23 protein-coding genes and 1 riboswitch are annotated in these 19,819 nt (G+C 28.8%); of the genes, 3 read left to right on the top strand and 20 right to left on the bottom strand.

The window, feature by feature from the left end:
- Nucleotides 1-5: 5 nt before the first annotated feature.
- Entirely contained in the window at nt 6-1,064 is a 1,059-nt protein-coding gene (locus HMPREF2881_RS05535; RefSeq protein ID WP_002449772.1) for a M24 family metallopeptidase, read from the bottom strand.
- Nucleotides 1,065-1,164: 100 nt separating this feature from the next.
- Here HMPREF2881_RS05535 and HMPREF2881_RS05530 point away from each other — a divergent pair, with 100 nt between their 5' ends.
- Both HMPREF2881_RS05530 and HMPREF2881_RS12045 read left to right on the top strand, forming a co-directional pair.
- Nucleotides 1,165-1,746 carry a putative periplasmic lipoprotein gene (locus tag HMPREF2881_RS05530; RefSeq protein WP_002488557.1) on the top strand — a complete coding sequence of 194 codons (582 nt, stop codon included), beginning with the start codon at nt 1,165-1,167 and terminating at the stop codon, nt 1,744-1,746.
- 16 nt (nt 1,747-1,762) lie between these two features.
- Nucleotides 1,763-1,978, top strand: coding sequence for an SA1362 family protein (locus HMPREF2881_RS12045; RefSeq protein ID WP_037555980.1), 216 nt, complete (start codon nt 1,763-1,765; stop codon nt 1,976-1,978).
- Nucleotides 1,979-2,029: 51 nt separating this feature from the next.
- Here HMPREF2881_RS12045 and HMPREF2881_RS05520 read toward each other — a convergent pair whose 3' ends face one another.
- Entirely contained in the window at nt 2,030-2,860 is an 831-nt protein-coding gene (locus HMPREF2881_RS05520; protein ID WP_002449762.1) for a lipoate--protein ligase family protein, read from the bottom strand.
- Nucleotides 2,861-3,010: 150 nt separating this feature from the next.
- Between HMPREF2881_RS05520 and HMPREF2881_RS05515 the strand changes: the two genes are divergently transcribed.
- Complete coding sequence (locus HMPREF2881_RS05515) at nt 3,011-3,397, top strand: rhodanese-like domain-containing protein (protein WP_002449897.1); 387 nt, start codon at nt 3,011-3,013, stop codon at nt 3,395-3,397.
- An 83-nt stretch (nt 3,398-3,480) separates the two neighbouring features.
- Here the strand turns inward: HMPREF2881_RS05515 and gcvPB are convergent, their stop codons facing one another.
- The 18 genes from gcvPB to HMPREF2881_RS05415 form a co-directional block, all read right to left on the bottom strand.
- A complete protein-coding gene (gene gcvPB / locus HMPREF2881_RS05510) occupies nt 3,481-4,959 on the bottom strand; it encodes an aminomethyl-transferring glycine dehydrogenase subunit GcvPB (protein WP_002449754.1) in 1,479 nt (492 codons plus the stop codon).
- Nucleotides 4,946-6,298 (bottom strand): aminomethyl-transferring glycine dehydrogenase subunit GcvPA, encoded by a 1,353-nt coding sequence (gene gcvPA / locus HMPREF2881_RS05505; RefSeq protein WP_002455298.1) that lies wholly within the window; start codon nt 6,296-6,298, stop codon nt 4,946-4,948. Before gcvPA ends, gcvPB begins: the two co-directional genes overlap by 14 nt.
- A gap of 16 nt (nt 6,299-6,314) precedes the next feature.
- Nucleotides 6,315-7,406, bottom strand: coding sequence for a glycine cleavage system aminomethyltransferase GcvT (gcvT, locus tag HMPREF2881_RS05500; RefSeq protein ID WP_002488553.1), 1,092 nt, complete (start codon nt 7,404-7,406; stop codon nt 6,315-6,317).
- Nucleotides 7,407-7,479: 73 nt separating this feature from the next.
- Nucleotides 7,480-7,601: riboswitch (glycine riboswitch) on the bottom strand.
- Nucleotides 7,598-8,107 carry a shikimate kinase gene (locus HMPREF2881_RS05495; RefSeq protein WP_002449809.1) on the bottom strand — a complete coding sequence of 170 codons (510 nt, stop codon included), beginning with the start codon at nt 8,105-8,107 and terminating at the stop codon, nt 7,598-7,600. It overlaps the preceding riboswitch by 4 nt.
- 853 nt (nt 8,108-8,960) lie before the next feature.
- Nucleotides 8,961-9,395 (bottom strand): competence type IV pilus minor pilin ComGD, encoded by a 435-nt coding sequence (gene comGD, locus HMPREF2881_RS05480; protein ID WP_002449773.1) that lies wholly within the window; start codon nt 9,393-9,395, stop codon nt 8,961-8,963.
- Complete coding sequence (comGC, locus tag HMPREF2881_RS05475; RefSeq protein ID WP_002488514.1) at nt 9,385-9,696, bottom strand: competence type IV pilus major pilin ComGC; 312 nt, start codon at nt 9,694-9,696, stop codon at nt 9,385-9,387. The genes comGD and comGC overlap by 11 nt, the downstream gene beginning before the upstream one ends.
- Nucleotides 9,697-9,714: 18 nt before the next feature.
- Complete coding sequence (gene comGB, locus HMPREF2881_RS05470) at nt 9,715-10,779, bottom strand: competence type IV pilus assembly protein ComGB (RefSeq protein WP_002455292.1); 1,065 nt, start codon at nt 10,777-10,779, stop codon at nt 9,715-9,717.
- Nucleotides 10,751-11,725, bottom strand: a complete 975-nt coding sequence (gene comGA, locus HMPREF2881_RS05465; protein ID WP_002449861.1) for a competence type IV pilus ATPase ComGA — start codon at nt 11,723-11,725, stop codon at nt 10,751-10,753. Before comGA ends, comGB begins: the two co-directional genes overlap by 29 nt.
- A gap of 50 nt (nt 11,726-11,775) precedes the next feature.
- Nucleotides 11,776-12,402: an MBL fold metallo-hydrolase gene (locus HMPREF2881_RS05460; RefSeq protein WP_002488554.1), complete on the bottom strand. Its 627-nt coding sequence runs from the start codon at nt 12,400-12,402 to the stop codon at nt 11,776-11,778.
- 1 nt (nt 12,403) lies between these two features.
- Complete coding sequence (locus HMPREF2881_RS05455) at nt 12,404-12,727, bottom strand: MTH1187 family thiamine-binding protein (RefSeq protein WP_002488539.1); 324 nt, start codon at nt 12,725-12,727, stop codon at nt 12,404-12,406.
- A complete protein-coding gene (locus tag HMPREF2881_RS05450) occupies nt 12,727-13,713 on the bottom strand; it encodes an ROK family glucokinase (RefSeq protein WP_002449785.1) in 987 nt (328 codons plus the stop codon). The genes HMPREF2881_RS05455 and HMPREF2881_RS05450 overlap by 1 nt, the downstream gene beginning before the upstream one ends.
- Nucleotides 13,710-13,913, bottom strand: coding sequence for a YqgQ family protein (locus HMPREF2881_RS05445; RefSeq protein ID WP_037555982.1), 204 nt, complete (start codon nt 13,911-13,913; stop codon nt 13,710-13,712). Before HMPREF2881_RS05445 ends, HMPREF2881_RS05450 begins: the two co-directional genes overlap by 4 nt.
- Entirely contained in the window at nt 13,897-15,354 is a 1,458-nt protein-coding gene (locus HMPREF2881_RS05440; RefSeq protein WP_002488530.1) for a rhomboid family protein, read from the bottom strand. Before HMPREF2881_RS05440 ends, HMPREF2881_RS05445 begins: the two co-directional genes overlap by 17 nt.
- A complete protein-coding gene (locus tag HMPREF2881_RS05435; RefSeq protein ID WP_002449726.1) occupies nt 15,354-15,905 on the bottom strand; it encodes a 5-formyltetrahydrofolate cyclo-ligase in 552 nt (183 codons plus the stop codon). Before HMPREF2881_RS05435 ends, HMPREF2881_RS05440 begins: the two co-directional genes overlap by 1 nt.
- Before the next feature lie 208 nt (nt 15,906-16,113).
- Nucleotides 16,114-16,263 carry a 50S ribosomal protein L33 gene (gene rpmG / locus HMPREF2881_RS05430; protein ID WP_002449881.1) on the bottom strand — a complete coding sequence of 50 codons (150 nt, stop codon included), beginning with the start codon at nt 16,261-16,263 and terminating at the stop codon, nt 16,114-16,116.
- A gap of 122 nt (nt 16,264-16,385) precedes the next feature.
- Entirely contained in the window at nt 16,386-18,431 is a 2,046-nt protein-coding gene (locus HMPREF2881_RS05425; RefSeq protein ID WP_002449757.1) for a peptidoglycan D,D-transpeptidase FtsI family protein, read from the bottom strand.
- A gap of 129 nt (nt 18,432-18,560) precedes the next feature.
- Nucleotides 18,561-19,163 (bottom strand): superoxide dismutase, encoded by a 603-nt coding sequence (locus HMPREF2881_RS05420; protein WP_002488511.1) that lies wholly within the window; start codon nt 19,161-19,163, stop codon nt 18,561-18,563.
- Between the two features lie 231 nt (nt 19,164-19,394).
- Entirely contained in the window at nt 19,395-19,817 is a 423-nt protein-coding gene (locus HMPREF2881_RS05415) for a Fur family transcriptional regulator (RefSeq protein WP_002455286.1), read from the bottom strand.
- Nucleotides 19,818-19,819: the final 2 nt, after the last annotated feature.

The following is a 19,819-nucleotide window of genomic DNA, read 5'->3' as shown; positions in this document are numbered from 1 at the left end:
GCTTACTATAAAATAATAAGGTCTTTTGTGCATTTAGTAAAGACTTCACACCCATTTTCAGTAATTAAAATGTCATCTTCTATACGCACTCCACCAAGACCATCTACATAAATACCTGGTTCAATAGTAACACAATTATTAACTTGAACTGTATCATTAGTGTTTTTAGATAATACTGGACCTTCATGAATATCTAAACCAATACCATGACCTAAAGAATGACCAAATTCATTACCATAACCATGTGCTTTAATATAATCTCTAGATAATGCATCAGCTTCCTTAGTTGTCATACCTGGCTTGATTTCTTCAATTGCCTTTATTTGAGACTGAAGCACGATATTATAGATTTCTTTCAATTTTTTATCAGGTTCACCAATCGCAAATGTTCTAGTAATATCTGAACAGTATCCTCTATAATATGCACCAAAATCAAGAGTAATCATGTCACCTTTTTCGATTACTTTATCGCTAGCAACTCCATGAGGCAAAGCCCCTCTATAACCAGAAGCAACGATTGTATCAAATGATGGACCATCAGCGCCTAGTTCTAACATTTTGCTTTCAAGCAATGCTTTTAACTCTCTTTCAGTCATTCCAACTTTTGCAATGTTTAAAATGTAGTTATAAGTATCATCCACGATCTTAGCCGCATATTTTATTTTATCGATTTCTTCAGATGATTTAACTTCTCTAATTTTTTCAATGGCATTGCCTATACTTACGTAATTCGTATCAATTTGGCTTAATTCTCGAAACGTATCATAGCTAACTAAATGACCTTCAAAACCTACTGTTTTATACTGCTTGTTTTCTATAATTTCTTTTATCTCATCAATAATCCCACTACGTCGATTTACAATTTCAAAATGAGTGGCTTGGTTTGTGGCTTGTTCAATGTAACGAAAATCTGTAATCAACTTATTTTCATTATTAGAAATAATTAAAGCGCCACTTGTTCCGGTAAAATCAGAAATATAACGTCTATTATAGTCAGATAATATAACAAGAGCATCAAGATTTTCACTTTCTAATATATGACGAACTTTAGCTAATTTATCCATTTAACCCACTCCTTGTATAACGTTTGTACATTTTTATTATATACATTAAAATAATAACATACTTAAAATATTAAAGATATTTTGATTTAGGGAGATTTACATGAAAAGATTATTAACGATTTTAGGAGCTTCTTTGTTTTTGGTTGGCTGTGGCTCTCAAAATTTAGGACCTTTAGAAGATAAAACAACCAATTTAAGAGATGAGAATCATAATTTAAAATTAAAAATTCAACAACTAAATCAAGATATAAATAATCAAAAATCTCAGTTAGAAGCATTAAATAAAGATAAAAAGAATGTATCTAAAACTGTTGATAATAATAATGAAGCTAATTTTTTACAAGCTTCTTCAAATTATTATAAAGATATTGCTAAGATTATCGATAAATTTAATCAACTTGATTTAAATAAAACAAAAAAAGATGATAAAAATCAAAATCTTGAAAAGCTAAATTCATTATCAAATGATATAGATGATGCCTACAGTAAATATAAAAGTGATACAGATAAAGGTAATATATCAAATGATAATACTAACGAAGACAAAAATATTAAACAAATAAACAAAAATCTTCAATCTGGTTTTAAAGATATTAAAAATGGCTATGAATCTAATAATAAAAAGAAAATAAATCAAGGTAAGATGAAGTTATCACAGATTAATGTTTCTAGTAGTTCATAAAATAGGAGTTGTTTAGTTGAAAAATATTATATTTTATTTCGTTTTAATTATAGCAGCTATAGGTTTACTGCTAAATCTAAATATTTTTGTAATGACGTTCATGAAATCAATTTTCACACTTATAATGATTGTTCTTATTATTTACTTTATCTATTATTTTTTCTTCCTTACAGAAGATCAGAGAAAATACCGAAGAGCAGTTCGAAAATATAAAAAAAGACAACGAAAATAAAAACAAGGAGGTTCAAGAGTATTAGTACTCTTAAGCCTCCTTGTTTTATTTCTATTTTTTATATAACCACTCTTCTGAACGATATTTTTCTTCAAGCACTTTTACTTCGGCTAATTGATTTTCAGTTAGAGATAGTGGTTTAAATTCAATATTTAATCCTTTTTTAAATCCTTCTTCAAATGCTTTTTCCATTTCTTCAATAGAGATGTGTCTATCTGATATATCATTTATTGCTACAGCTTTATCTACGAAAGCTTTTTTCATTTTTTCTTTCAAGCGATCATTCTTAAAAATAAACATATCAAATAATTCGTCTACATCTACATCTTGAAGTAGTGATCCGTGTTGAAGAATAACGCCCTTTTGACGTGTTTGTGCACTACCTGCAATTTTACGTCCTTCAACGACCAGTTCATACCAACTTGGAGCATCAAAGCAAACGGCACTTCTTGGTTGTTTTAATTTTTCTCTTTCTTCTTTAGAACGTGGAATAGCAAAATAAGCATCAAATCCTAATAATTTAAAGCCTTCTAAAAGTCCTTCTGAAATGACACGGTAAGCTTCAGTAATTGTAGAAGGCATATTTGGATGAGATTCAGGTACGATAACACTATATGTTAATTCTTTGTCGTGTAAAACGCCTCTACCACCAGTTTGACGGCGAACTAAACCAAATCCTTTTTCTTTCACTTTATCGATATCAATTTCTTTTTTTAATCTTTGAAAATAACCTACAGATAAGGTAGCAGGATCCCAAGTATAAAATCTAACTACAGGATCAATTTCCCCTCTTGAAACAAAATTTAATAAGGCTTCATCCATCGCCATATTATAATAGGGGTCATGGCTTCCAGTATTGATAAAATTCCATGTTTCAGTCATATAAAAACTCCAATCACAACTTAATTTATATAAATTCAACGTTAATATTACGTTAGAATGTATCAATAATATGAAACAATAAAAAAATTTTGATAAATTGAGCTAACACCTTTATAATTAATAATATCGGTTAATTAGGGAGGATGCAATATGAATGTATCTTTGATTATAGCATTAATAATTATAGTTTTAATAATCCTTTACATGGTTGGAAATTTCTTTCTTAATCGACGAGCTGTAACTGAACTAGATCAAAACGAATTTCATAAAGGTTTAAGAAAAGCCCAAGTCATTGATGTACGTGAAAAAGTTGATTATGATTATGGTCATATTAATGGTGCTCGCAATATTCCAATATCTATGTTTAGACAAAGATTTCAAGGTTTACGTAAAGATCAACCTGTATATCTTTGTGATGCAAATGGTATTGCCAGTTATCGTGCTGCTCGCATTTTGAAAAAAAATGGATATAAAGATTTATACATGCTTAAAGGCGGCTATAAAAAATGGACTGGTAAAATTAAAACTAAAAAATAATTATCAGAAATAAAACTCTCAAGAAATTTCTTGAGAGTTTTATTATTTCTGAAATTAAATCATCCATTAAACTATTTACAATATTAAAGTTTTTCTTGATGTAAATCTTCAAATTTAAGAATAGGTTTACGAGCTGCAGTTGTTTCATCCAATCTATCAATGATAGTTGTATGAGGTGCTTCTAATACGTTATCAGGATTACTTTCAACTTCGTCTGCAATTTGAAGCATTGCATCAATGAAGTAGTCTAAAGTTTCTTTAGATTCAGTTTCGGTTGGTTCAATCATCATACCCTCTTCCACATTTAGCGGGAAGTAAATTGTTGGTGGATGTACACCAAAGTCTAGTAAACGTTTTGCCATATCCAGAGTACGGACACCATATTCTTTTTGTTTAGATCCACTTAAGACAAATTCATGTTTACAATATTGTTCATAAGGGATTTCATAACGATCTTTTAATCGTGCTTTAATGTAGTTCGCATTTAAGACAGCTGCTTCAGACACTTCTTTTAATCCTTTTGCACCCATAGTTCTAATATACGTATAAGCTCTTAAATAAATACCAAAGTTACCATAAAATGGTTTTACCCGACCGATTGAATTTTCAATATCATTATCATATTTAAATGTATCACCGTCTTTAATCACCATTGGTTTTGGTAAATAACTTGCTAATTCTTTTTTTACGCCGACTGGACCTGAACCAGGACCACCACCGCCATGAGGACCTGTGAAAGTTTTATGCAAGTTTAGGTGCACAGCATCAAATCCCATATCTCCAGGGCGAACTTTATCCATAATAGCATTTAAGTTTGCTCCATCATAATAGAGTAACCCGCCTGCTTCATGAACAATTTCACGAATCTCCATAATATTTTTTTCAAAGATACCTAAAGTATTTGGGTTAGTTAACATAATAGCAGCGGTATTTTCATTAACGACACGCTTTAAGTCTTCGATATCAACTTCACCGCGTTCATTAGATTTAACAGTTACTGATTTAAATCCAGCAAATGAAGCTGATGCAGGGTTTGTACCATGTGCAGAGTCTGGAACAATAACTTCATTACGATGGCCTTCACCATTTTTTATATGATATGCTTTAAAAATCATTAAAGCTGTCCACTCACCATGAGCACCTGCTGCTGGTTGTAGAGTTACTTCATCCATACCTGTAATTTCTTTTAGTTCTTCTTGTAAACTATAAATAATTTCTAATGAACCTTGAATTTGTTCTTCCTCTTGTAGTGGATGAGATTCTGCAAATCCAGAAATACGAGCAACTTTTTCGTTGATTTTTGGATTATATTTCATAGTACAAGAACCTAAAGGATAAAATCCAGAATCTACCCCAAAGTTTTTATTCGAAAGTTCCGTGTAATGACGTACTAAATCTAATTCTGCCACTTCAGGAAACTCTGCTTTATTTTTACGAATAAATTTATCATCTAAAATACGTTCAACAGAGTCAGTTTTAATATCACTTTGCGGTAAAGAATATGCATATCTACCTTCTCTAGATCTTTCAAAAATTAATGGACTAGATTTACTTACTGTCATTTAGCTCACCAGCTTTCTCAACAAATGTATCAATCTCTTCTTTAGTTCTTAATTCAGTAACAGCAATTAACATATGATTGTCAAAGTCTGATGAAACTTCACCTAAGTCAAAGCCTCCGATGAAACCATGTTCTGCTAATTTTTTATTTACATTTTTGATAGGTTGATCGAACTTAACAACAAATTCATTAAAAGATGTACCATCTAGGACTTCAAAACTGTTATTTTTAAATTGATTTTTAGCATAATTAGCATGTTCTAAGTTTTGAACCGCAATATCATAAATACCTTGTTTACCAAGAGCTGACATAGCAATTGAGGATGCTAAAGCATTCAATGCTTGGTTTGAACAAATATTTGATGTGGCTTTATCACGACGAATATGTTGTTCACGAGCTTGTAAAGTAAGAACAAATCCTCTATTACCTTCATCATCTTGCGTTTGTCCTACTAATCTGCCAGGAACTTTACGCATTAACTTTTTAGTAGTAGCAAAGTAACCACAATGAGGACCGCCAAATTGAGTAGGAATACCAAATGGTTGTGTATCACCAACAACAATATCTGCTCCAAATTGTCCTGGAGGTGTTAAAACGCCTAATGCTAATGGGTTAGAATAAACAATGAATAACGCTTTTTTATTTTCAATATAAGAATGAATTTTTTCTAAATCTTCAATTGTTCCATAGAAGTTAGGGTATTGTACAGCAACTGCTGCAGTATCATCATCAATTGCTTGTTCTAATTTTTCTAAGTCAGTAATCGTTCCATTTAAATCAACTTCAACAATTTCAAATTCTTTTCTTACTTTAATATATGTTTTTAATACTTGTAGAGCCTGATAATGGAGACCTTTAGATACTACAATTTTGTTCTTTTTAGTATGATTAAAAGCTAATATACAAGCTTCGGCAAAGCTAGTTATGCCATCATACATAGATGAATTTGCGACATCCATTTGAGTAAGTTCACAAATTAATGTTTGGAATTCAAAAATTGCTTGTAGTTCACCTTGAGAAATTTCAGGTTGGTAAGGTGTATAAGCAGTATAAAATTCAGAACGAGAAATCATAGCGTCTACTACTGCAGGTGTGTAATGATCATATACTCCTGCACCTAAAAAACTCACATGTGTTTCTTTAGTAATATTTTTATTTGCAATAGTATTCAATCTTCTTAAAAGTGAAGTTTCAGCTTCTGCACTATCTATATTTAAATCTCTATTAAGTAAAATATCTTTTGGAATATCTCCAAAGAGCTCGGTAATTGAATTTGCTCCAATTGTTTCTAACATTTCTTTTTTATCTTTATCAGTTAATGGTATATAACGATGACTCACATTGCACACCCCTTAGTTATTTTTCGATTTGGTTTTTCTTAACAATTTTAGCTTTTAATTGTCTTTTACGAACTTGAACTAGTAATTCTTTACCTAACTCAAATTCATCACGATCAATAATAGCCATAGCAATTGATTTTCCTGAAGAAGGTGATTGAGTTCCTGAAGTAATTTCACCTATTTCTTTTCCGTCAAGATTCATTACTGTATAACCCGTTCTTGCAATGCCTTTATCTATAAGTTCTAAACCCACAGTACGTCGTTTTGACCCATTCTCTTTTTGATCTTTTAAAACAGATTTACCAATAAATTCATCTTCAATTAAAGGTTTAGCAGCAAAACCAATTCCACCTTCATAAGGCGTGATTGATTCAGTGAGATCTTGTCCATGAAGAGGTAAACCAGCTTCTAATCTAAGTGTATCTCTTGCACCTAAACCACAAGGTACAACGCCTTTATCAATAAAACCATTCCAAATGTCAACTGTATCATTTGAATTACAATAAATTTCAAAACCATCTTCACCTGTATATCCAGATTGAGATAAGATAACATTTTTTCCAAAGATAGTTACATTTTGTTTGAATTCAAAAGGCTTCATTTCACTTACATCAACATCAACAAGTTCACTTACTAAAGTTCTTGCTTGAGGACCTTGAATCGCTAATTGACCATATTGTTCAGACACATTTGTTACAGCAGCATTAAATTTAGATTGATGTTTTTGAATCCATTCGAAATCCTTATCAGTATTGGCTGCATTAACAATTAATAAGTATTTGTTATCAGCAATTTTATATGTTACTAAATCATCAATAATACCACCCTCATCATTACATAAAGCTGTATATTGAGCTTTAGTTTCAGATAAATTAGTAGTATCATTTGAAAGTAAATATTGAACAAATTTACTAGCATTTTCACCTTCAATTAAAATTTCTCCCATATGACTTACATCGAACATACCCACTTTGTATCTAACTGCGTTATGTTCTTCTTTAATACTAGTAAATTGGACAGGCATAGCCCACCCACCGAATTCAACTATTTTAGCACCACTATTTACATAAGTTTCATATAATGGTGTCTTTTTTAATTCGCTTGTCATTTAAAAACCCCCTATTTTATAAAAAAAGCAGAGTAGCAGAAGCTACCCTGTCTAAATAACAAATCCAGGACTGCGTAACAGTATTATCCTTTTGCCTGAGAGTTTCGTAGTTTACTTGCACCTTCGGCGATAACATGACATAATTTCAAAACAACTATAGAATCAGTTCAAGTTATTCTCTCTAATACTGATCATTCGCATGGTATATGATTTAAAATTGTTTTATATACACATTCAATTGTTTTACTACTATCTACTTTTGTGGATGCGATTTCATTATATCTTGAAACTCTCGATAAATACAAGTCTTTTAATTGTTTTTCACTTTTGTTTTTCGCATTTGGTCTATGTGGATCATTAGCAATTCTATGATAGATAATATCAATATCACAATCTAACCAAATAACTGTTTTATTTTTTAAAAGTGAGATAGAATCATCGTTTTCTATAATCCCTCCTCCCGTTGATATAATATCGTATTTACCAATACAATCCTTTAAATAGTTATATTCTAACTTACGAAATCCTTTTTCACCAATTTCATTAAAAATATCTGGTATTGTTTTAAATTCTTTCATTTCTATATATGTATCTAAATCAATATATGAATAGTATAATTTTGAAGCCAAATATTCACCAATAGTACTTTTACCAGTACCCATAAAGCCTGTTAATATAAGTGGTAAATAAGAATGAGTCATCCTAATCACCTCTCTTAAGTTTATCACTTATTATACTATCATAATATATTTGAATATTATGTATTGTTTTTAATTTTATACTATATTGAGCAGAATAAGTAGATATAATTATCAAATATATACTAAGAATAAATAATGTATAGCTACTTATATATCCTTTCATTTTATAAAAATAAGTTTTTTTCATAGTAGTCGTTTTTATCACCTATTTTTAGATTTAATTTTATGATGTTAGAAGGTAAAATTTGAAATTCTGCATTGATGACGTTATTTAGTAAAACGATATTGCCATTTCCATTAATTTTGTAAAATAGTTTGTTGTTTTTAAATTCTATATAATCTTTAGACGATTCATTATCAATGATAATTGTATGTTTATCCTTAATTATAAGGGCATGATGTTTTTTCGAAATAATTTGAGTTATATTTGTCTGAAAAAAAGCATATTCTGTTTGATAACTATTATATGACTCGTATAAATAGGAATGAGTCAATTTAATTAATTGAGGAAAAAATGTTAACATCATTGTTGTTAAAAATAATGAAACTAACATTTCTATTAAAGTGAACGATTTTAATTTAATATTTAACGCATGATTCGATTTCAGTTTCTTTGTGAAGTCCACATATTTTATTGGAATAAAGTTTAATATGATAATCACCTAAATTTATACCTTTTGAAATGGTTTTTTTATCATAATGGTTGATACTACTCATTATGGTTTGCTTGATTTCAACAATTTGGTATTCTCTTTTTAATGTATGATTTAAACTGATTAGTAGTGGAATTAAAGTAAAAACTATAGTAGTGAATATATATAAGCTAAATAAACTATCGATGAGTAACACTGCTTTAAATTTTAAAATATCTAATTCTTCCTTTTTCAATATTAATGATTAATTTATATTGATGTTGATTAATTTTCAATATTAAAGAGCCAAACTGATTTGTTCTTCCTTCTTTATTAAAAGTAATTTTCCCTAAATTTTTAACTTCAACTATTTTTCCATCTTCAATATTGTAATTGTACCGACCACCATGTGCTTCTATTACTTTTATAATTGAGGAATGTTTTGAAATTAACAATGTAATAGATTGATGATTACGCATCGCTTTAGATTTAAAATATTCTAATTGATTAACAAATTGTGTTGCTTTTATATCGTCTGACAAAGAAATATTGTTAAATACATTTACCCTTAACGTTGCATTAAGTAAGATTGTTAAAATCAAAATGATTAATAGGCTCTCTATAAAAGTGAATGATTTAATACTCTTACTCTGCAACTGCTTCTCCATTTTTAATACTGATAGTTTCTCCAGACTTACAAGATGATTGCCCTTGTTTTATAAACCCTTCAGTTATTAAGTCCTCAATAGAATTAGGAACTCTATTATGTTTTAAAGTATAAGCTTCAATTTGACTATTGACCATTTTCACTTGTGCTTCACATCCTGTTGATTGAATATGTGCCATTTGTTTAGTTATGTTTGGAATAATAAGAATGAGTAAAACACTAATTATTAATAGTACAAGTAACATCTCGATTAAAGTAAAAGCTTTTAATTTATGTTTGAATTTTTTCATAAAAACCTCCATTTTACTTTATTTAATATTTTGCATAAGTTGGAACATGGGTAACATGATCACTAGATACAAGCTGACTATAAAGGCTCCTAAGAATATAAATACGATAGGTTGGATCATTTTTGATTGTTTTAAAGCTGTTTGTTGGAGCCTTTGAATTAATATTTGACAATACATTTTCAACTCAATATCTAATTTATTGTTTTTCTCACCTTGCTTAATAAACTGTATTAAATCATATTGATAACATGGTATTTTAATCAAAATATTGGGTAAATTAATGCCTCTATTTAGTTCATTTTGAATAACGATACCAATATAATTCAAAAATGAGTTGTTTTGTAGATGAATGTACATATCTACGACTTGTTGAATACTAATACCATTTTTATAAAATAAAGCTAAATCATTAGCAAGTTGATATGTTTTTATAGTCGAATAATAAAAACGTACAATTGGTATGTAAGAAATGAATGTAAGTTTTTTGGATATATCTAATTTATTAAGAAAGATAAATATAATGATGGATAAAGTTAGTAAAGTAGAAAAAACAAAAAGAAAAATTTGTGGTAAATGACTAATTAAATATGTAATAATAGTTTGTGATAAATTGAGTTTAACATCCATCATTGAATACAGATGTTTAAATTGAGGTAAAACTGTATAATTTAATATACTTAACATAGTTATAAATATTGCAATTAAAATAATGGGATATTGAATAGCTTTTAATATTCGTTGTTTAGCTTGAAGATTTGTTTTTAAATAATTCATTGCTTCCTCTAGTGCTTCATTTATATTCCCATATTTCTGCGCAAATTGAATTTGAGTGATAATAGATTTAGGATAGCCTATTAATTCTAATATTTGATCGCATTCTCCTCCCGTTTTTATTATTTTAACTATCTTATTTGCTATATTTTTATTTTTATAATTAAAATACAAATTTATAAAATTAAAACATTCTAATAATGTAAATCCACTTTTAAGTAAGTTATTCAAATTATTTAGAAGTATAATTTGTTGGTTTTCGCTAAGAACTTTAGAATGTTTGTTAAATATATTTTTCAACCACATCTTCACATATAAGACCTTCTTTCGATAGCGATAACAATTTTTCTTTTAAATTATTAAATGTCTCAGGAAGCGTATGGTTATGTTCAAAAAAATATTGAATTTGATTATTTGTAATAGACTCACAAACAAGCTTTCTTTGATTTAAAGTAGTTGTAACTAATCTTTGATTTGAAATGACATTTATTGCTTGTGAAATTTCTTGAACACTAATCCCCATCTCTAACAATCTGAGTATTGCGCCCTTACAATTGCTTGAATGCATAGTGGTTAGTACTAAATGACCACTTAAACTTGCTTGAATAACACATTTTGCCACTTCAGCATCTCTAATTTCACCAATTAAAATAACATCTGGATCACATCTTAATATTGCTTTAAATGAATTAACATAATCTATACCAGCTTTATGATTTACTGACACTTGTGTTATGCCTTTTAATAATTGTTCAACAGGATTTTCTATTGTAATAACATTTAAATTTAATTCTTGAAAAGCATAGAGTACTAATTGATACATCAAAGTACTTTTACCTGAACCTGTTGGACCAGTAAGTAAAATGAGACCTTGCTTTTTATTCATTAGAGGTTTAAAGTCATTAAAGTCTTTATACTCTCTTTTAGAAGTGAAATATTGAGGGATAAGTCTGATAACACAACTTTCTATTCCTAATGACAAAGGTAAAGTAGAAATTCTTAAATAAAATATTGATTTAGCATGATAAGTATATCTACCACTTTGAGCTACTTGATGTGTTGATACATCTAAATTTGCTTTAAATTTCATATAAATTAATAATTTTTCATAAATGTCATTACTAAATATTTCATACGTCTCTAACCTATCATTCACTCTGAATTTAATATGTACTTTATCCTCTGAAGGAATAAAGTGTACGTCACTTGCATTTTTTGAAATTGCTTTATTAATTATTTCTTGAAATAATAATTTCAAAAAAACACCTCCTACATATATAAACGTAAGAGGTGTTTAAATTACTTTTTTTATTGTCCATCTAAATATGGATTGAGTTGTTCATCATCTACCGTAGTGTATTGACCGTGACCTGGGAATAAAGGCAAATCTCCGTCTAATTCAAATAATTTGTCTTTAATTGAGTTTACTAATGTTTCATAGTCTCCTCTATATAAGTCTGTTCTTCCAATACCGTTATTAAATAATGTATCTCCGACTACTGCAAAATCGTCAAAAACGTAAGTTAAACTTCCTGGTGAATGACCTGGTGTATGAATAACATTGAATTTAAATTCATCAATTGTAAAATTACCTTCATCTAAAGCAATTGGTTGAGCTTTACTAGTAGTGAGTGGCATACCATATTGTTTAAACTTTGAAGAACCATTTTTTTCAGGATCAGTTAAGAAAGAAAATTCTTCTTTATGCATATAAACAGGTACATCATATTTGGATAACACATCATCTAAAGCACCAATATGATCAAAATGAGCATGTGTAAGTAATATTGCTTTCAAAAGTTTATTGATTTGATTTAATTGCTTAAATATTTTATCAGATTCTCCGGCAGGGTCAACTAATAATACACTGTTATCGCTTTCTATAAAATATGCGTTTGTATCAACTAATCCTAAAGATAAAGTAGAAATTCTCATATTACTCACCTTGTTTATCTAAATGTTTTTGAACAGATTTTAACTTATCATTCATTTTACGAGACTTATCTCTTCTATCATCAATACGGATATTTGTACATACTCTATTTAATCTTTTATCAAATGGTAATTCGTGAATTGCTTGAACTACTTCAAATAAATCTTTAAGATCACCTTCGATAAGCGTATTCATAGGTGTTAATTGATAGTCGATTTTACCTTGTTTTTTAAATTCTTCTAGTTTCATTTGGATTTCTGCAATATATTTACTAACACTTGGACCTTCCGTTCCAACTGGTATAACAACTACATCAACAATAGCCATTATTTAACACCATCCTTTTCAATTATATATGTTTTTATTAGTCCAGCAGCACCAGTGATACCAGCATCATTTCCAAGTTTTGCTTGGACAATTTCAGTATCTTTTTGAGCAGGAGTAAATGTTAAATTATGATATTCTGTTTTAATATTTTCAATTAATATTAATCCTGCTGTAGACATTCCTCCACCTAAAACAATATATTTAGGATTGCTTGTAGCACTAATTATACTACATAAATAAGCGATATGATTTGCGACCTTTTCTGTTATAAATATGCAGAATTGATCTCCTGCTTTTGCTGCATCAAATACAGCTTTAGCAGTTACTTTATTTTCTTTTATAAGTGATAAAATAGATGATTTAAAAGTAAGTTTAGGATAATAAAAATTGACTAAATTAACAACTCCAGTAGCTGAAGCAACAGTTTCAATACATCCTGATTTGCCGCAGTTACAATTAAAACGTTGATCAAAATCAGTTCTAATATGACCTATTTCCGCACCTGAACCATTATGACCATGTACAATTTCACCATTTGAAATGATACCTCCACCAAGACCAGTACCAAGTGTAATAGCAACTACATCATTTGCACCTTGACCCGCACCTTTATGCTTTTCACCTAGTGCAGCTACATTTGCATCATTATCAACATATACAGGACAATCTATAAATTCACTAAAAATCTCTCTCACATTTACATTTCCAGGCCAATGTAAATTAACAGCCCCATGTACGATTCCCGTTTCAAAATCAACAGGACCGGGAACTCCTATACCAACTCCGATAACATTTTGAAGATCAAAGTGATAAGATTCAGTTGCTTCTTTAAAAGAATCAAAGACTTGCCTTAATAATGTTCGACCTGTATGGTCTGAAGTATCGGTTTCAATAGACCATTTATGTAATCGTTCTAATTTCGTATCAAAGATACCTAGTTTACATGTTGTTCCACCTATATCAGCTGCTAAAATAATATTTTTCATTTATGCTCATTCCTTCTTTGATTAATTATTAAAATACATTTTAGATATTCTTCTTTTGATAAAAGATCATAATTGTAAAGAGAACGTATTTCTTGTTGCATCATTTCATACATATCTTCTTTATCTTTAAAATATATAATAAAACCATAACGTTTCAAAAGTTGCAAGACATCATAAAAATTGTTAATTTTTAGATTCATTACTATCTTTCAATTCTTTTTCTAAATTTTTATAGCTTTGGTTGTTGCCATCAATTTTTAAAGCTTTTTTTATATATTTTAAAGATTTATCGTTATCATTTAATGCTCTATTAGCTATGGATAATTCGTAGTTTAGTAATGCAGAGTTAGGATGACTTCTTAGGCCTCTTTCCCAATCAGCCATTGCTTCTGCTTTAGAACTTTTAGTAGCAGTTATTAAACCCTTTAAGTAATATGTTTCATCATCATCGTATCCTTTATTGATTGTATGTTCAACAATTGATAAAGCATCATCATAATTATAAGATATCATTTCGTCTTTAATAAGTTTATCGTAAATATTTTCCTCTTTAATTGAAAATAATCTAATTTGTAATAAAACAAAAAGTACTAATAATAAAATTAAAAATAACCAAAATAAATTACGGTTCTCATGAAAATAATAGCCTATTAATGTAATAAGGAAACCACCTATGAAACCACCTAAATGAGCCATTAAATTAATGTTCGACATAAATAGCGAGACAAAAATCAATATTAATACAACAACTAACAATTGTATTATCATTTTCTTATTAAAAGTCTTACTTAAGTACATCATCGTTAAAATAGCTCCTATAAGACCAAAAATAGCTCCACTTGCACCAACAGATATGGTACTTATATTAAAGGATAACGAAGCAAAGTTTCCAAATAAACCAGAAATTAAATAGATACCTAACATTTTATATGGACCAACGATAGTCTCTACAATTTTACCAAAAATGAATAAAGATAGCATATTCATTAAAATATGTTCAAAATTAAAATGTAAAAACATCGAGGTAATAAGACGGTACCACTCTCCGTGCACTACATTGAAGTGTACTAATCCCCCAACATCTAGTAACTTAATATCTGAAAAATGATTTAGATAAATCTTCATATATAACCATATTAGAACGTTTATAGCTATAAGTGTATAAGTCATTGGTGAAAACATCATCATATACTTATCAACAAGATTCGTATTAAGTACACGTTTTTTATAATCCAACGATGATTTTTTTTCTTTTTTATTAATGCGCTTTTTTAAAATAAAATTAGGCATTGTATTTTCTAAGTCTTTTTCATTAGTGATACTATGATAAATCAACTTAGTAGGATGCATTTCATCGAGATGATCAATATTCATCGATGTTTCTAAAAAGTAGAAGAACTCGACTTTTTTAATTTTAAATCCTAACTTTTTTTGTAAATTCTCTTTATGATCATTTATTTTAGATTTGTCGAAGCGTATCTCTTGAGTTGAACTCACTTCTTTTCTAAATACAATAAGTTCTTCTTTTTTCTTATTGGATAACCAAATTTCATTTGTATTTTTATCTGTGTGTTCTAATTTATAGTTAAAATATTTGATCCAATAATAAATTGATTTCCAATATAGTTTATCAATATTCATTAATTCCTCCCAAATTTAGTATTACATATAATTAAATTATCTACAGGTTGATCATGTTTTTCCACATCGAAATCTGATATTTGGAAGTCATATATAAGACTAATCGAGTTAATATCGTGTTGATTTAGAAATTTATCATAGTAACCTCCTCCGTATCCTATACGAAAACCATTTGTTTGAAAAGCTATTCCAGGTACAATAAGTAAGTCCATGTCATTACTAATAGATGTATCTTCATTAACATAATTAATACCTTTATCATCGGTAGCTATTGATGACAAATCTAATAGTTGTTTAAAATTCATATTACGACTTCTGTAATCTGTATCGGGCACAAAAATTTGTTTTCCATTATCTAAAGCGAAAGTAATAATATTGTATGTATTAATCTCGTGTGGCATAGACAAAAATATACCGATACGATGTGCTTTTTTAAATTTTTCATTTTCAATTAATTGTTTCATTAACCAAATATCAGCTTTACGCTTATTTTTTTTATCAAAGTCTTTCATTTGTGATAAAATATTTTTTCTAATTTGCTTTTTACCCATTCTTTCTCCCATCCTTTAATATATTATAACGTTATTATATAGTGATGTCATTTATGATAATTCAAATTATTTTAAGTTAAAAAATATATTAATCTATATAAAATAAATATAATTGCTAATTATATATTTAAGATGATTAATGGTTGAATGATCTACTAAAGTAAAAAAGGTTGGAACAATTTTGTTCCAACCTTTTTTACTTTTAATATTATTTAGTTTCACGATGTAGAGTTTGTTTGTTATCACGTGAACAATATTTTTTCATTTCAATACGTTCAGGATTGTTTCTTTTATTTTTAGTAGTAATGTAGTTTCTGTCACCACATTCAGTACAAGCTAATGTTACGTTTACGCGCATGATTATACCTCCTTACCTTTTCTAAATACGACTTTATTATCATACCACTTAGACGATTAATTGAAAAGTATTAATTTTTACTAGTATTAAGTAGAAAAGCATCTTATCAACGGTTATTAAAATTATTTTTCATTTTTAAAGTAGTAATTAATGATATCTCTTCCTAAATCTCCCCCATTTAACCATGGTGGTGGAACAGGTTGATTAGTATATACGATAGAAAAAGCTAATTTAGGATCTTTAATAGGCGCATAACCTATATATGTTGAGTTAACTCTAGATTGTCCATTTTGATAAACTTCAGCAGTACCAGTTTTACCAGCTGATGGAACAACAGTTTTATGGAAGCTTGCATAGCCTGTACCATCTTTTTCATTGAAAGCCATCTTGAATCCTTGTTTTACTTCATCTATCTCATCTTGAGAATTATTAACTTTATTTAGTATATTACCTTTAATTTTATCTTTTACCGGTCCTACTTGATCACTATTTGTTGCGTCATGTATAGCTAAACCAATGTGCGGTTGTACTCTGTAACCATTATTTGCAATTGTAGATATATATTGTGAAAGTTGAATAGGTGTATAAGTATCATACTGACCTATTGATAAATCTAAATAATTGCCTGGATTATTAGTTAATGGTTCAATTTGACCAATTGTTTCATTAGGTAAATCGATACCTGTTTTAACACCTAATCCTACTTGATTTAGACCTTTTCTTAGTTTTTGACCAGCTTCTTCAATATTATTAGGTAAACTCATACCACTTGAGTAAGGATCACCAGCTAGTCTTAAAGCAGTTTTAAACATATATACGTTTGAAGAATGCATTAATGCTTCTTTGTCGTTAATTAGGACTTTGCCATTTTGGTTAAAGTAAGAACGTTTAGTTAGTCCGCCTCTAAAGTGTAAAGGTTCATCAATCATTTCTTCACCGACTTTGATAGTATGATTTTGATAACCAGTTAATAAGGTTGCTCCTTTAACAGAAGAACCGACTGCAAATTGGCCAGTAAAGTTACCTAAATCATAATCTAGCAGTTCACCATTTTTATCAATTTGTCTTCCAGCCATTGCAAGAATATCACCATTTTTAGGATTTTGAACAACTACAAGCGCATTGTCCATGTTAGTTGCTCCTTGACTACGCAGTGTTTTTATTTCGTTTTCTAACAGAGACTCAACTTTTTTCTGTAAATCAATGTCAATTGTTAGTTGTAAATCATTTCCACGTGACCCAGGGTTAATCACTTTAGAACTAATAACTTTACCAGATTTATCAGTAGTGTATTTCAGCTGTTTCTTTTTACCACGTAGAATGTCTTCATATTGATACTCTAGATAAGCTTTCCCTACCCTGTCATTTCTAGAATATCCTTTTGCTAAATACTGTTCAGTTAATTCTTTAGGAATACCCTCAGAAGGTGTAGAAACACTACCAAATATACTTCTTAAAGTTTCACCATATGGATATTTTCGATCCCAGTCCATTGAAGTATTGACACCAGGTAAATTATCCAATTGTTGAGAAACAGCAGCATATTCCTTTTCACTAACATCTTCATTTTTTATCATTTGCGGATCAAGTGTAGATCCAGATGACATTTCTCTATATATAGCTAACACTTGTAAATCATGCTTAGATAAACTATTTAATTGAGTATTTTTAATTTTACTATGTAATTGTTTATCATACTGTTCTTGACTTATGCTACCATTGTTAAGCATAGTTGTTTCTTTTTTCATTAATTTATTAACTTCTTTTGGATGATTTTGTATCCAAAAGTCTTGTTTATCTTGCTTTGTAATCTTATCAGTATTCATTGTAATGAGTTTAGCTAATTTTTTAGCGGTATTTAACATGTCTTGTTGACTTGTTTTTCTAGAACGCGTGTAGGTAATTGCTAATTTCGAAGCATTATCAACTAAAATCTTGCCATTTCTATCTAGTATTCTTCCTCGTGGTACGGACTCATTGACAGTAATATTCTCATCATTTTTCACTAATTGACTATAATGTGCACCTTGTGCAATTTGTAAATATCCTAGTCTTAGGACAATTAATACGAAAATCAAAACAATTGCACCAAATATAAAACGAATTCGTTTATTCATCGTATGTTTTATTTTTTCATCATTTGATTTTTCTTTTAATCTTTTAAGCAAGACAACCGACCTCAATTATTAATCATGTATACTTATAAATGATATATGAAATTGTATAATTTTTCTATATTTTTCATAAAAAAAGTGATCTCCTAAAAAGAGATCACTAATAAATACTTTTTTTATTTATTATTTTGTAGCAGCATTGTATAACTCGTCTACTTTTTCCCAATTTACAACATTCCAGAAAGCACTGATATAATCTGGACGTTTATTTTGATATTTAAGATAATAAGCATGTTCCCAAACATCTAAGCCTAAAATTGGAGTTTTTCCTTCAGTAATAGGGTTATCTTGATTTGGAGTAGTAACAATTTCTAATTTTTCATTATTTACTACTAACCAAGCCCAACCTGAACCAAAACGTGCTGCAGCTTTATCAGCGAATTCTTTTTTAAACTCATCTAAAGAACCCCATTGTTCTTTAATTTTATCAACTACAGTACCTTTTTCTTCAGAATTAGGAGTTAATAATTCCCAGAATAATGAGTGATTTAAATGACCTCCACCATTATTACGTACTGCTGTTTGAATATTTTCAGGTACACTATCTAAATTTGCAACAATTTCTTCAATTGATTTAGATTCTAAATCAGTACCTTCAACTGCAGAGTTTAATTTTGTAACATAAGTGTTATGATGTTTGTCATGATGAATTTCCATTGTTTCTTTGTCGATATGTGGTTCTAATGCATCTGCTGCATATGGTAAATTTGGTAATTCAAAAGCCATAAATAATCATCCTCCTAAATTATCTTCACATAAATCATAACAAGCTATATGATGTACAACAAATCATTTGCTTTAAATATTATTCACATAGTTGTCATATTTCTTATTATACTCTTTTTATATCTCATTTTAGTAGTTTTTAAACATTATATTTCAATATTAGTAAAAATTCAGACTTTTGACCTATAAAAAAACTGAGACGCTTATTTACGTCTCAGAACATATCTCATTTTAATTTATACCTTTATTATGGCAAGTTTCACATATACCATATACTTCTAATTTATGAGTATGAATATCTACATTAGGTAGAAATTGCTTAACTTGCTCAATTGGACAAAAATCTATTACTTTTGTATCTCCACAATTTTCACATATAAAATGATGATGATGGTGATTAGTACAAGCGATTCTAAATTTCATTTCTCCATCTAATTCTGTACTTTCAACAATATTTAAATCTTTAAAAAGATGAAGATTACGATAAATAGTATCAAAAGATATACCTGGATAATCATTGTCTAATTGTTGTTGTATATATTTAGCATTAATATATTTATCTTCATTAACAAAGATATTAATCATATCTTCTCTTTTCTTAGTATATTTTAACCCATTGTCTTTTAAAATTTTAATAGCGTCGTTTGTATTCATAA

The sequence above is a fragment of the Staphylococcus sp. HMSC057A08 genome (assembly GCF_001812925.1).
Classification (GTDB): Bacteria; Bacillota; Bacilli; order Staphylococcales; family Staphylococcaceae; genus Staphylococcus; species Staphylococcus hominis.
Note: the sequence above shows the minus strand (reverse complement) of the source record. Positions and strands in the feature narration are given on the sequence as shown.